Consider the following 13357-nt stretch of genomic DNA (forward strand, 5'->3'; position numbering starts at 1 on the left):
TATCGCACACAGGTCATTGCTGAGCTATTGGATAGTCAACGATTTATTTTGGCCGGGAGATCACTGAGGCAACAGGGGGCGCCGACACATGTCTGAAGAGCACCGATGAGGCCGTGGTCCGACCAGCCTGGCGTGATTATCCTGACCATTGCCGAGGTGAGAGACGACGACCGGGAGCGATTGTGCGGCCAGGCAAGCGCGCTGGTTCAGCGGATCTTGATTTCCACGAAGCGGTTGCGCGGCTCGGCCACGCCGCGTTTTTGCGGGACCCGGGGATCGCGGGCTCCCTTGCCGATGACCTCGATGCTCAGGGCCTTGACCTCTGCCCGCTGCAGCTCGCGCTCGATGAGGCGCGCGCGGCGCAGCGACAAGGCATCGTTGGTGGCATCACTGCCGATATTGTCGGCGTGACCGGTGAGAACAAATTCACCGGCCGGGAATTCCTTGATCTCGGCGATGGCCTTCTTGAGCAATTCCTGGGAGGGTGGCGTGAGGCGGTCCGTTCCCAGTTCGAACAACAAGTCGTAGCTGCGCGGGCGTGCCGGCAGGCTGCGCATGACCTCGGCGTAACGGCGCTCCACTTCAGCCGCCGACAGTGTCTGCACAGGCTCGGGCTTGCCTGCGCGCGTCTGGACAGCAGCGTAGGGAGAGGTCAGCGCGGTCTCACCGCTGGCAGTCTTGACCACGATGCTGCTGGCCGAACCATCGGGCTGCGGCAGCAGAACAAAACGCTCGCCGGGTCCGGCACAGGCTGCGAGCAGGACGACCAGCGCCATCAGGGCGCAGTTCGTCGACAAGGGGAGCAGTAGCTTATTCACCGGGCACCTCCACGATGAAATCGGTTCCACGAATGCCGATGGTAGCCGTCGGCGTGCTCAGCAACTGATTCTCCGGGGTACGCTTGCCGATCAGTCCGGAGACGTAGCGCAGTGTACCCTTGGTGAGCCGCACGGCGATGTTTCCTTCGTCGGTCTTGTCGCTGTAGGCGAATCGTTCCAGCAGGAACTGGCTGTTGGGGCCGAGCGAGATGAGCGTGTCGTCACGCAGGGTGAAGCCGACCGAGCTGGCCGCAGCAGTCACGACGCGGTCTCCCGCATAGAGACGCTCACCAATGGCCAGTGGCCGGCTCTTGCCACTACGCTCGGCGTGTACATCCCCTTGCAGTACCTTGACGATGCCGGCCTGGCTGGCTGTGCTCTCCTGTGCCGACGCATCGGCCTGACCCAGCAGCCAGATGCCGGCAAGCAGCACCCCACGCCATCTGCACAGCAGGCCCGCCTTCCCTGTGTTCGCCATCCCCATGCCATGTTCCCCCGAAATCGTGATGATGATCCGTCGGCCAGCACGACCAAACGAAGCGAGCTGGCGACGATGCCACTGCGCAATTTCACAGAAAATCATCCCTCCGGTCAACTTTTCTTTAGAACCGATTTCATCAACAGGCGTGAGTGCGAGCGAGTCCCGTTTGGGATGAAGTGCAAGGCGCGAGTGGGTCAAGACCGGGCGTCTTGACCCAAATTCGTCACGCGGCAATTCGCCCAAACGGGGCGCTCCCTCCGGGTTCTGGACCGAACGCATCTCACGCCTGTTGATGAAATGGGGTCTGGTTGACGTACATGCTGGAGTCTCAAGGAAGCAGCCTGCGATGCGTTACCCCGGTGCCATCGCCATGGCACCGGGGTAACGCATCGCAGGACGAAAAAAAACCGGTCAGGCAAATGACCGGTCTTTCAAGGGTGAGCACAACACCCGCCAAAGCGATGCAACTGCTCAGGCCGCCTTCTTGGCTTCCAGCATCGATTCTTCCAGAGCGATCAGGGATTCGATGGCGGCGATGAGCATGCCGATGCGATGACGGCGGTAGATCAGGCGTTTTCTTGCACGATTGTTCATGTTTTCTCCAGCAGCCGGCGCGGTGCCGGCAGGTTGACGGGTTGGACCGCCCTCCCCGCACCACGAACTTCACATGGCTTGCCAGTGAGCATCCAGCGGGGCGGGCCAGCGGCCAAGGCCCGACATTATAGCCGAGTGCCCGCCATCGCCCGCTGCCGTACGGCCAGGGCCAGCACGACGCGCAACGCCGGCAGGCCGCAGAGCCATTGTCTTGGCGGTTTTTATATCCGATAATCGCGCCCATGAACGATACCGCACAACGCCCCGCCCTCCCCGATCGACTCAGCATCGATCCCCGCAGCCCGCATTACGATGCCGCCCTCTTCGAGCACGACATCGGCATCAAGCTCAACGACAAGGAATTGAACAACGTCAGCGAGTACTGCATCAGCGAAGGCTGGATCAAGATCCCCGCCGGTCGCGCCCTCGATCGCAAGGGCAATCCCATGCTGACCAAGCTCAAGGGCCGGGTCGAAGCTTTCTACCGCTGATCCTTCCCTGATCTGCCGGCAGCGCTCACGCGCGGCCATTTCCTCCCCGCATGCAGAAAGGCCCGCAGCATCACGCTGCGGGCCTTTGCTGTTGCCGCCCCGGCAAAGTCGCTTCAGGCCCTCAGCGCCATGCGTCCCACCCGGAAAACGGCCACCGCCTGCACCAGCTCGCGGGCCTGGTCCGACAGGCTGATGGCTGCTGCGGCACTTTCTTCCACTAGTGCCGCATTCTGCTGCGTGGTGTTGTCCATCTGGGTGACGGCCTGGCCCACCTGGGCAATGCCGGTATTCTGCTCGGCCGTGGCGGCGTTGATGCCGACCATGATGTCGCTGACGCGGCGAATCGAGGTCACGATCTCCTCCATGGTCTTGCCGGCCTGGTCGGCCAGTTGCGTGCCCTGTCCCACCTGGTCGACGCTGGCAGTAATCAACTCCTTGATCTCGCGCGCCGCCGTGGCCGAACGCTGGGCCAGGCTGCGGACCTCGGTGGCGACCACCGCGAAGCCGCGTCCCTGCTCGCCGGCACGGGCCGCCTCCACCGCGGCGTTGAGCGCCAGGATGTTGGTCTGGAAGGCGATGCCATCAATTACACCGATGATGTCGCTGATGCGATCCGAGCTGGCATGGATGCCCTGCATGGTCTGCACCACCTGCTGCACCACCGCGCCACCCTGGCTGGCGACCTCGGCGGCATCGCGCGCCAGCTGGCCGGCCTGGCGCGCGCCCTCGGCATTCTGCTGCACCGTCGAGCCCAGTTCTTCCATCGAGGCGGCCGTCTGCTGCAAGGCGCTGGCCTGTTCCTCGGTACGCTTGCTCAGGTCCGCATTGCCTTGGGCAATCTGGGCGCTGGCCGTGGCCACGCTTTCGGAATTGCTGCGCACGCTGCCCACCACCTTGCTCAGCTGCGCCATCATGGTCTGCATGGCCAAGAGCAGACGGGCCACCTCGTCACTGCCCGTGACCTCGACGTGCTGGGTCAGATCGCCGGACGAGACGGCTTCGGTCAGGCGTACCGCTTCAGAGAGCGCACCGGTAGTGGCGCGCGTGATGGCCACCATCACCCACAGTGCCGCCAGCGCCAGTGCCGCCAGCGACGCGCACAGCACGATGAGCTCATTGCGCAGGCGCGGGATCTTGGCCTGCAGCCCGTCGCGCATCATGTCAAAGGAAGCGTTGACCAGCGCGAATTGCGTATCGATGATGCGCGTCATGGTGGAAACCCATTGCGGTGCCGGCATGGTCAGCGGGTCGGCCTGGACGATGGCGCTGTCGGCCAGCTTGATGGCTTCGTCGGCGGCGGTCACGGCAGCCGCACGGGTACTTTCCACATCGGCGGGCAAGGCGTGGCTCCCGGCTGCGAGCGTCAGTGATCCACGTGCGCTGTCGTAGCTGCGGCGGGCACGGTCGGCGAGATTCTCCAACCGGGCGCGCTCTTCAGCATTCGCCTGCCCGCGTCCCAGGATCACGGCGCCAAGTGCACGTGCCTGGCCCAGTGCCTCAGTCAGTTGCGGCAGTTCGGACATCACCGCGCGCTGCACATAGAACAGGGCGGGCTCCGCTTCCAGCGCCAGGCCGGAGCTGTTGGCCAGGTCATTCAAAAGATCAAGCTCGCGCTTGATCAGTTGCCCATGCTGCTGGTTGCTCTGTGCACCGCTGATGGACTTGGCCGCGATATTTTGCGTCAGCGTACGCCAGTCGGCATTCAGACTGTCCAGTGCTGCGCTCAGGGTCTTGTCCTGCAAGGGCAGCAGACCGCTGCGCACACGTTCGAAACTCGCATCGACCTCCTTCTGGCGCTCCGCGCGACCGGCCGCTGCACCATCGCCATCGGCCAGAGACAGGGCCGACAGTCCGCGATGCTGCTGCATTTGCTTGAGCAGCAACAGCAGATCACGTCCGGGCGCAATGGCCAGGCCTTCGCGCTGGGCGGTGGCCAGGTCATTGAGGTTGGCGCGCACCAGGATGGTGGTGGGCACGATGAACAGCAAGAAAGCGAGTGCGCCGATCAGGACGAACTTGCGTGAGTAATTGAGATGATTGATCCAGGCGCGCATGATGTTGTTGATGTTGGAGTGGAGGAAGGGCCATCATTGGCCACCTGCGCTGTCGCGCGAGACGCTCCGTTGCGCCGTCAAGTCGCTGCATTGCGACTTTTTTCAGTCGAGGGATGTTACTGAGGTCGGCTGGTTTTCTCCATGGATTCCAAGCTTGGCGACCCGCTCTGTTGTGCATTTCCGACTGTCTCGTTTCGTCCCGCTGTTCCCGAAACAAATACGAGCCACTCCTAGACCAAGGCAGAGCCGGGAGAGTTCCTGAAAGAAAGATAAATCTGCCGGCCAGGCCTCATGTGTCACCGGAAGTCACAGCTACTCACCATAAGTCACGCGTGAGGCGCACGCCGGATGGAGAAAGGAAGATGAAAAGCGAGAACGACGCACCGCACCTCACCTGGCGCGGTCACCATCGGCGGGATTGGCGGTGTCGATGCGCAAATCGGTTTCGAAGCTCTGCAGTACGGCGCGCAGTTCACCGCGCTTCTGCATGGCTTCCAGCTGGGCGTTGATGCGGGGCAGCAGCTTCACGCAGGGGCTGGCGCGGCTCATGGCGATGTAATTGTCGCTCTCGCTGACGAAGGGGCGCAGGGGCATGAAGCGATCGGTCTGGCCGGTCTGGTTCAGGTAGATCATGCCGTTGTAGTAACCGGTAATGAGATAGTCGATCCGCCCTGAATCGAGCTTGGTGAAATTCATGTAAAACTTTTGCGCCGTCTCGATGGTGAGATGGTCGCGCAGGAATTCATCGAAGCCGCCACCAAACTGGTTGCCCAGCGTGATGGCGCCACGTTTGCCGACCAGGTCCTTCCAGCCCGCATAGGCGAAGTGCTTGTCGCGCGCCACGAATACCGCAATCGGATTGACAAACAGCGGCACCGAGGCAAAGGCCAGATATTGCTGGCGCTCCGGCGTGTTCTTGAGCGAGGACACCATGGCCACTTCGCCGCTCTCGGCTTCCTTGAGTACCCGATGGAAGGGGCCGACGTAGCGCACCTCGTAGGGGATGTTGAGCGCACTCAAGGCACGGGTGGCGATCTCGATGCTGGCCCCGGTCAGCCGCTTGCCGTCATACCAGTGCAAGGGCGCGTAATCGGAATCAGCCGAGATGACGACCTTGCTGCAATCGGCCGCCTGCACCGTCAGCGGCGCGGTCAGCGCCGTGAGCGCAGTGAGCACCGTAAAGACGGCCAGTGCCGTGGCGCAGGATGGTGTGTGCATGGTCCCCCCCTTTTCTTCTGCTTCATCACGCGGCCCTGAACAGGCGGTGCGAGCAAATCATGTCCGCTTCAGCATAACCCCGGTTGCGCCCCACGCCAAAACGCATTTCGCGCGTGGCGAGAGAGCAGCGCATTTTTGCCACAGCGATCTGGCCGTCACCTGTCGCAGATCAAGCAGCATGGTTGTCCACAGAACAAAGCCCCGATCCGATCATCTCGGCGGCAGCACACCTTCAGCGCGCCTTCAGCACATCCTCACACAAGCTCGCGCAGCAGCGCCGCCGTGCTGCCCCGGAGATGCGCGGCAATGACGCAACGATACGTCTTGTAACGAAACCGGGGGCGCGTGTCAGCTGGCCCGCTGACAGGCACTGCGAAGGCAAGGACCTGGTCTGCTCGCATCCGAATGGAGCCTGAATTATTCAATGATGCGGCGCATTCACTGATGAGGTGAACTACATTCACTTTTGCATCCATCCGGAAACCGGCATGTTTTGCCTGTGCCGCTCCAGCCCCGCTGTCAGAGGCGCGCGAATCGTCCGACAAGAACATGCTGGCCTTTCCGACTGCCGCGCTGCATCGGGATTCCTATGATGAAGCCAAGTTTTCACGCAATGCAGGCGACCCGCCAAGCTGCCGCGCCTGCTTCCAGGAAACGAAGGCCCCCCTGCGGATGCAAGCAAGCCCCGATCCGCCACTGAAGTCCCGACTGCATTCGGCAGCATCGAATGCGCAACCAAGGATAAAGGAGAACAGCCATGACCAAGACCTTCCTCACCGCCGCCGTGCTGGCCGCTGCCACCTTCGCCACGGGTGCCTATGCCCAGTCCTATGATCAGGACGGCAGTTCCATGCAGGCCAGCCCGCAGCAGCAATATGACTCGACGTCGTCGCAGTCGCAGTACTACAACTACCAGGGCGACCAGACCAGCTCGCCGGCCGCCATGCAGGAAAGCGGCCAGAACGGCCAGTACATCGAACGCAAGAGCTATGAAGTGCCCAATGGTCGTCCCAACAACTACGCGCGTGAACTGAAGGATGGCCCGATGGGCACCTCTCCGGGGGCATGATCCTCGCTTCTCGCCTCGCCCCCGAAGCCCCGGCCCCGACCGGGGCTTTCTGCATGGACGCCACCGACCGGCCCGGCATGCCGTAGAATCGCGCTTTTGCCGGCGCCTCTTCCTTGCGCCGGACACACCCGGTCCCGTGATGAATCCTCAACTTGTCGGCCGCGGCATCGGCTTGTCCGTGCTGGCCTCTTCCCTGTTCGCCTTTCTCTCCGGCTATACCCGTCTGCTGGCGCCACTGGATGGCACGGACATCTTTGCCTGGCGCATCCTCATTACCCTGCTGTGCGTGCTCGGCCTGCTGGCCTGGCGCGGAGAACTGCCGCGCCTGCGCGCGGCCATGGCCGAACTGCTGGCCAGTCCCTCGCGCGTGCTCCTGCTGCTGCTCATGGCGGCCTTGCTGGGCTTGCAGCAATGGCTCTTCCTGTGGGGCTCGGTCAATGGCCGGGCGCTGGAAGTCTCGCTGGGCTATTTCATGCTGCCCCTGTCGATGGTGCTGGTGGGCCGCTTCCACTATGGCGAGAAGATGGACCTGCTGCAGCGCCTGGCGGTGCTGTGCGCCTGCATCGGCGTGGCGCATGAACTATGGATGACGCGCGCCTTCTCCTGGCCGACGCTGGCGGTGGCGCTGGGCTATCCGCCCTACTTCATCCTGCGTCGGCGCATCCGTCTGGATTCGATGCTCATCTTCGCGGTGGAACTGATGGTGCTGGCGCTGCCGTCGCTGGTCGCCCTCATCATGAGCCCGGCCTCGCTGCCCACCCTGCACACGCCGGCCATGTGGCTGCTGCTGCCCGGTCTGGGGATCCTGAGCATGATCGCCCTGACCAGCTACCTGCGAGCCGGCAAGCTGTTGCCCATGGGCCTGTTCGGCATCCTGGGCTACGTGGAACCGGTACTGCTGGTGCTGGTGGCCATGGCGGTGCTGGGCGAAAGCCTGCGACTGACGCAGCTGGGGACCTATGTGCCGATCTGGCTGTCGGTGGTACTGACGGCCCTGCACAGCGTCAGGCTGATGCGCCGACCTGCGGTGCAGAGCATGAATTGAGGGCTTTTTCGTGGACTGATCGGGGCCAGTACGGCTGAGCCAGACCTTATACTGGCAGCCACGGTCGTCTTTGGGGAGGGCGCAGACCGGCAGGAGGGGGAGACATTACATGCGGCCAATGCTGGCAAAGGCAGGGCGGGTAGCGCGCCATTCGGTAGCGCGGCGGGCGCGGCTGTTCGTCGTGCTGATCTGCCTGGCCATCGCTGCCGGTCACATCTGGCAAAGCCTGGCCGCACGCATGGTACAGCTGGACAACACCCGCATCTATTCGGGCAACATCGCCCGCACCCTGGCGCGCCATGCCTATGACGTGTTCCAGGCCACCCATGGCGCCCTGATCAACATCAGCGACCGCATCGACGAGACCGGTACCAACCACGCGCAGCTGCATGCCATGAGCCCCATCCTGCGCCGGCTGGCCAGCGAAATGCCGCAGCTCGACGGGCTCTACATCTTCGATGAGCACGGCAACCGGGTCGCCAGTTCCTCGCCGCCACGCGCGGCCGATGCCAACAATGCCGACCGCGAGTACTTCATCTATCAGCGCGATCACGACGATCCCGAACCGCACATCCATCCGACCTTGCTCAGCCGCAGTACCGACCAGTGGATCATCCCCATGTCGCGCCGCCTGAATCATCCCGATGGCCGCTTCGCCGGACTGCTGCTGGCGACCTTGCGGCTGGATCACTTCAATGCGCTCTACCAGACGGTGGAGATCGGGCGCGACAGCGCCATCCTGCTGCTGCTGCGTCCCGGCAAGGTACTCACGCGCCAGCCCTTCAATCCGGCCTTCGTCGACGTTGACCTGAGCCGCGATCCGGCCATCGGCCCGGTGCTGGCCAGTACCGGCAGCGGTCACGCACTGGTGCATTCACCGCTGGATGATATCGATCGCTACGTGTCCTGGCAGCCGGTGCAGGGTTTCCCGCTGCTGGTGACGGTGACCTCCACCCGTGATGAAGTCCTGGCCCCGTGGCGCCAGCAGACCATCGTCTATGGCGTGGCGGTATTGCTGCTGCTGATCATCATCGCCGTGTTCGGCTGGCGCCTGATCGGCCAGATCGAACTGCGCCTGGTCGCCGAAGACCGCGCGCTGCAAGTCATGGGCGAACTGCACCAGGCCAACCAGCGCCTGGAGCAGCTGGCGCACCAGGATGGCCTGACCGGCCTGGCCAACCGACGCCATCTCGATACCACGCTGGCAGCGGAGTTCCGGCGCGCGGCGCGCAGCGGATCGGCGCTGTCGCTGATCATGATCGATGTGGATTTCTTCAAGCAGTACAACGACCTCTATGGCCACCAGGCTGGTGATGAATGCCTGCGCCGCATCGCGGAGGTTCTCAAGCAGCGCCAGCGCCGTCCGGGCGACCTGGCCGCGCGCTACGGCGGCGAGGAAATGGTCATGCTGCTGCCCGAGACCGATGCCGCCGGCGCCATGCAGGTGGCCGAGAAAATCCGCGCCGAGATCCAGGCGCTGGACCTGCCCCATCGCGGCAATCCAACCGGCGTGGTGACGGCCAGCGCCGGGGTCTGCGCCATGGAATTGCTGCGGCCTGATGAACGCACGGCGCAAGACCTGCTGGGCCGCGCCGATGCCGCGCTCTATGACGCCAAGCATGGCGGACGCAACCAGGTCAGGCTGGCCAGAACATAGACAGAGCCGCCGGCAGAAAAAATGCCGCCCGGCATATACCGGGCGGCATGGTTTGCGCATGGTCTGCAACGCGCGCACCACGCGCCGCAGACTTACTCCTTGTGATACGAGGTCACGCGCTCGACTTCATTCTTCGACCCCAGGAACACGGCCACACGCTGGTGCAGCTTTTCCGGCTGGATGTCCATGATGCGCTGCTGGCCGTCGGTGGCGGCGCCACCGGCCTGCTCGACGATGAAGGCCATCGGGTTGGCTTCGTACATCAGGCGCAGCTTGCCCGGCTTGCCCGGCTCACGCGCATCGGCCGGGTACATGAAGATGCCGCCGCGGTTCAGGATGCGATGCACGTCGGCCACCATGGAGGCGATCCAGCGCATGTTGAAATCCTTGCCGCGCACACCGGTGGAACCGGCCAGCATTTCATCCACGTAGCGGGTGACCGGCGGGAACCAGTGACGCTGGTTGGAGGCGTTGATGGCGAATTCCTTGGTGTCTTCGGGAATCTTGATGTCCTTCTGGGTCAGCACCCAGGCGCCCATTTCGCGGTCCAGGGTGAAGCAGTGCACGCCGTCGCCGGTGGTCAGCACCAGCACGGTCTGCGGGCCATAGACGGCATAGCCGGCGGCGACCTGCTTGGTGCCGGGCTGCATGAAGTCCTGCTCGGTCGGCTCGGTCATGCCTTCCGGGGCCTTCAGCACCGAGAAGATGGTACCGATGGAGACGTTGACGTCGATGTTGGAGGAGCCGTCCAGCGGATCGAACATCAGCAGGTATTCGCCCTTGGGGTAGCGGTTGGGGATGCGGTGGATGGTCTCCATTTCTTCCGAGGCCATGGCCGCCAGGTGACCGCCCCATTCATTGGCTTCCAGCAGGATCTCGTTGGAGATCACGTCCAGCTTCTTCTGCACTTCACCCTGTACGTTTTCGCTGCCGGCGCTGCCCAGCACTTCGCCCAGCGCGCCCTTGCCAACCGCATGCGAGATCGACTTGCAGGCACGGCCGACGACTTCGATCAAGAGGCGCAGCTCGGACGGGATCTTGTTGTGCAGGCGCTGCTGCTCGATCAGGTGTTGCGTGAGGCTGATGCGTTTCATGGTGGTCTTCCTTGCAGTGGTTTTTATTTAATGAATCGGATGAATGAGTGAGGGATCATTTATCTGTCTGACAGATCAATCGGCCAGGGCCTTGGTGATGACTTCGGCCACGTCGCGCGAGAGTTTGGGCGTGGCTGCAACCTGTTGCAGGGCCAGGCGCATCTTTTCCTGCAGCGCCGGAGTGTACTTGCGCCAGCGGTCCAGGCTGCGCGCCAGGCGAGCGGCCACTTGCGGATTGCTGGCATTCAAGGCGATCACCTGTTCGGCCCAGAAGGCATAGCCATTGCCGTCCAGCGCATGGAAGGCCGAGGGGTTGCCGTTGCAGAAGCTGAAGATCAGGCTGCGGGCGCGATTGGGGTTCTTCAACGTGAAGGCCGGATGCTCGGTCAATGTCCGCACGGTGTTCACATCGGCATTGCGGGCCGTGGCCTGCAGGGTGAACCACTTGTCGATGACCAGGGCTTCCTGTTCGAACTCGGCATAGAAGCGCTGCAGCGCTTCGCTCTTGCCGGGGGCGGCGCTGTTCAAGACCGCCGACAGCGCGGCCAGGCGGTCGGTCATGTTGTTGGCGTCCTGGTCCTGCTGCTGGGCCAGGGCCATGGCTTCTTCATCATCGAGCTCGGCCAGGTAGGACAGGGCCACGTTCTTCAAGGCACGGTGGCCGGCCGATGCGGCGTCGGGGCTGTAGGCGCCCGGGGTCTGGTGGGCGCGATACACCGCCAGCAGGTCCTCACGCAGTTCGCGCGCCAGCGAGCGGCGCAGGAACTGGCGCGCCACGTGGATGGCGTGCGGGTCGATGACTTCCATCTGTTCGGCGATCATGGTCTCCGACGGCAGGGTCAGTACCAGTTCGCGGAAGGCCGGGTCCAGCGACTCGTCCTTGAGGGTGGCACGCAGGGCTTCAGCCAGGGCACCATCGTGCTCGATGTTGTTGAGCACGGTGTCGACCGCCACCACGTGGCCGGACTGGCGCGCGGCCTGCACGGCCACCGTCAGATTCAACAGGCGACGCGTGGCCAGGCGCTGGCCGGCTTCCCAACGATTGAAGGCATCGCTGTCATGCGCCATCAGGAAGGCCAGTTCGGCATCGCTGTAATCGTATTGCAGGACCACCGGGGCGGAGAAACCACGCAGCAGCGAGGGCACCGGTTTTGCCTCGACGTTGATGAAGGTGAAGCTCTGTTTGGCCTTGGTCAGTTCCAGCACGCGGGTGGTGGCAGCGGCCTTCTTCTCGCCTTGCAGCGTCAGCGCCAGGTCACGGCCTTGCGCATCCAGCAGGCCCACGGCCACCGGGATGTGGAAGGGCTGTTTCTTCTTCTGGCCGGGCGTGGCCGGGCAGCTTTGTTCCAGCGTCAGGGTCAGGGTCTTGCGCTTGGCATCGTAGTCGACCGCGGCTTGTACCAGGGGCGTGCCGGCCTGGCTGTACCAGCGTTCGAACTGCGACAGGTCGCGACCATTGGCGTCGGCCATGGCGGCGCGGAAATCGTCGCAGGTCACGGCCTGGCCATCGTGGCGCTTGAAGTACAGGTCCATGCCCTTGCGGAAGCCATCGCGGCCCAGCAGGGTCTGGTACATGCGCACGACCTCAGCGCCCTTTTCGTAGACGGTGACGGTGTAGAAATTGTTGATTTCGACGAAGGAGTCAGGACGCACCGGGTGTGCCATCGGACCGGCATCTTCCGGGAACTGGGCCTGGCGCAGCACGCGTACGTCATCGATGCGCTTGACGGCACGGCCGCTGTCGCTGCCGATCATGTCGGCCGAGAATTCCTGGTCGCGGAAGACGGTCAGGCCTTCCTTCAGCGACAGCTGGAACCAGTCGCGGCAGGTGACGCGGTTGCCGGTCCAGTTGTGGAAATATTCGTGGCCGACCACCGCTTCGATGTTGGCGAAGTCGACATCGGTGGCGATGCGCGGATTGGCCAGCACGTACTTGGTGTTGAAGATGTTCAAGCCCTTGTTTTCCATGGCGCCCATGTTGAAGTCACCGACGGCGACGATCATGAAGCGGTCCAGGTCGAGGTCCAGGCCGAAGCGTTCGACGTCCCAGGTGATGCTGTTCTTGAGCGAATCCATGGCGTGCTGGGTCTTGTCGAGGTTGCCCTCTTCCACCCACACCTGCAGCAGCGCATCACGGCCCGAATGCAGGCGCACGGTTTCTTCCTGGCAGACCAACTGGCCGGCCACCAGGGCGAACAGGTAAGAGGGCTTCTTGAACGGATCTTCCCACTTGGCATAATGGCGGCCATCGGGCAGGTCGCCCTGCTCGATCAGGTTGCCGTTGGACAGCAGCACCGGATAGCGGGCCTTGTCGGCGCGCAGCATGACGGTGAATTTGGCCATCACGTCCGGACGGTCCGGGAAGTAGGTGATCTTGCGGAAACCTTCGGCTTCGCACTGGGTGAAGAAATTGCCGTTGGACACATACAGGCCCATCAACGAAGTATTGCGGTCCGGATGGACCAGGGTCTCGATCTCCAGCGTCACCTTGGCCGGGGCGGCGGGGATGGTCAGCACGCCACCGGCGATGCGGAAATCGCCCTTGGCCTGCGAGAGCGTCTTGCCGTTCAGGCGCAGGGCCACCAGTTCCAGCTCTTCGCCGAAGAGCACCAGGTCGCGGCCGCGGGCGGCCGGGTTGCGGGTCAGGGTAATGCGGGTGGCGACACGGGTGTCGGCGGGATCAAGGTCGAAACCCATCTCGACGGTGTCGGCCAGGTAGTTGGGAGCGGCGTAGTCTTTACGGTAGATCGTCTGGGGCGTATCGGTGCGCATGGAGGCCTGTCCGGGAAGGGAAATGGAGGTCAAAAATGATGACTAAGGTGAAGGCTAAGACAGC

12 protein-coding genes are annotated in these 13357 nt (G+C 63.4%); 4 read left to right on the forward strand and 8 right to left on the reverse strand.

What is annotated here, in order from left to right:
• Positions 1 to 206 precede the first annotated feature (206 nt).
• The 3 genes from HNO82_RS12960 to HNO82_RS22380 all read right to left on the reverse strand — a co-directional run bounded on the left by HNO82_RS12960 (position 207) and on the right by HNO82_RS22380 (position 1893).
• The gene (locus HNO82_RS12960; protein WP_241820836.1) at positions 207 to 818 is read right to left on the reverse strand and encodes an OmpA family protein; all 612 of its coding nucleotides are present in this window, start codon (positions 816 to 818) and stop codon (positions 207 to 209) included.
• A complete protein-coding gene (locus HNO82_RS12965) occupies positions 811 to 1296 on the reverse strand; it encodes a FecR family protein (protein ID WP_237713574.1) in 486 nt (161 codons plus the stop codon). The genes HNO82_RS12960 and HNO82_RS12965 overlap by 8 nt, the downstream gene beginning before the upstream one ends.
• Before the next feature lie 474 nt (positions 1297 to 1770).
• Positions 1771 to 1893 (reverse strand): hypothetical protein, encoded by a 123-nt coding sequence (locus tag HNO82_RS22380; RefSeq protein WP_008331242.1) that lies wholly within the window; start codon positions 1891 to 1893, stop codon positions 1771 to 1773.
• A gap of 242 nt (positions 1894 to 2135) precedes the next feature.
• Between HNO82_RS22380 and HNO82_RS12970 the strand changes: the two genes are divergently transcribed.
• Positions 2136 to 2384: a DUF3297 family protein gene (locus HNO82_RS12970; RefSeq protein WP_008331244.1), complete on the forward strand. Its 249-nt coding sequence runs from the start codon at positions 2136 to 2138 to the stop codon at positions 2382 to 2384.
• A gap of 113 nt (positions 2385 to 2497) precedes the next feature.
• Here the strand turns inward: HNO82_RS12970 and HNO82_RS12975 are convergent, their stop codons facing one another.
• The 3 genes from HNO82_RS12975 to HNO82_RS12985 all read right to left on the reverse strand — a co-directional run bounded on the left by HNO82_RS12975 (position 2498) and on the right by HNO82_RS12985 (position 6207).
• The gene (locus tag HNO82_RS12975; RefSeq protein WP_175343999.1) at positions 2498 to 4438 is read right to left on the reverse strand and encodes a methyl-accepting chemotaxis protein; all 1941 of its coding nucleotides are present in this window, start codon (positions 4436 to 4438) and stop codon (positions 2498 to 2500) included.
• A 390-nt stretch (positions 4439 to 4828) separates the two neighbouring features.
• Entirely contained in the window at positions 4829 to 5656 is an 828-nt protein-coding gene (locus tag HNO82_RS12980) for a substrate-binding periplasmic protein (protein WP_175344000.1), read from the reverse strand.
• 254 nt (positions 5657 to 5910) lie between these two features.
• Positions 5911 to 6207 (reverse strand): hypothetical protein, encoded by a 297-nt coding sequence (locus HNO82_RS12985; protein WP_175344001.1) that lies wholly within the window; start codon positions 6205 to 6207, stop codon positions 5911 to 5913.
• Between the two features lie 206 nt (positions 6208 to 6413).
• Here HNO82_RS12985 and HNO82_RS12990 point away from each other — a divergent pair, with 206 nt between their 5' ends.
• The 3 genes from HNO82_RS12990 to HNO82_RS13000 all read left to right on the forward strand — a co-directional run bounded on the left by HNO82_RS12990 (position 6414) and on the right by HNO82_RS13000 (position 9427).
• A complete protein-coding gene (locus HNO82_RS12990) occupies positions 6414 to 6725 on the forward strand; it encodes a hypothetical protein (protein WP_175344002.1) in 312 nt (103 codons plus the stop codon).
• 139 nt (positions 6726 to 6864) lie between these two features.
• On the forward strand, positions 6865 to 7770 hold the full coding sequence (rarD, locus tag HNO82_RS12995) for an EamA family transporter RarD (RefSeq protein WP_008331250.1): 906 nt from the start codon (positions 6865 to 6867) through the stop codon (positions 7768 to 7770).
• Positions 7771 to 7879: 109 nt separating this feature from the next.
• A complete protein-coding gene (locus HNO82_RS13000) occupies positions 7880 to 9427 on the forward strand; it encodes a sensor domain-containing diguanylate cyclase (RefSeq protein WP_034350850.1) in 1548 nt (515 codons plus the stop codon).
• A gap of 92 nt (positions 9428 to 9519) precedes the next feature.
• Here HNO82_RS13000 and HNO82_RS13005 read toward each other — a convergent pair whose 3' ends face one another.
• Together HNO82_RS13005 and pepN are read right to left on the reverse strand one after the other, a co-directional pair.
• The gene (locus HNO82_RS13005; protein ID WP_008331252.1) at positions 9520 to 10521 is read right to left on the reverse strand and encodes a class 1 fructose-bisphosphatase; all 1002 of its coding nucleotides are present in this window, start codon (positions 10519 to 10521) and stop codon (positions 9520 to 9522) included.
• A 75-nt stretch (positions 10522 to 10596) separates the two neighbouring features.
• On the reverse strand, positions 10597 to 13293 hold the full coding sequence (gene pepN / locus HNO82_RS13010) for an aminopeptidase N (RefSeq protein ID WP_175344003.1): 2697 nt from the start codon (positions 13291 to 13293) through the stop codon (positions 10597 to 10599).
• Positions 13294 to 13357 lie beyond the last annotated feature (64 nt).

The sequence above is a fragment of the Herbaspirillum sp. C9C3 genome, assembly GCF_013359625.1.
Classification (GTDB): Bacteria; Pseudomonadota; Gammaproteobacteria; order Burkholderiales; family Burkholderiaceae_D; genus Herbaspirillum.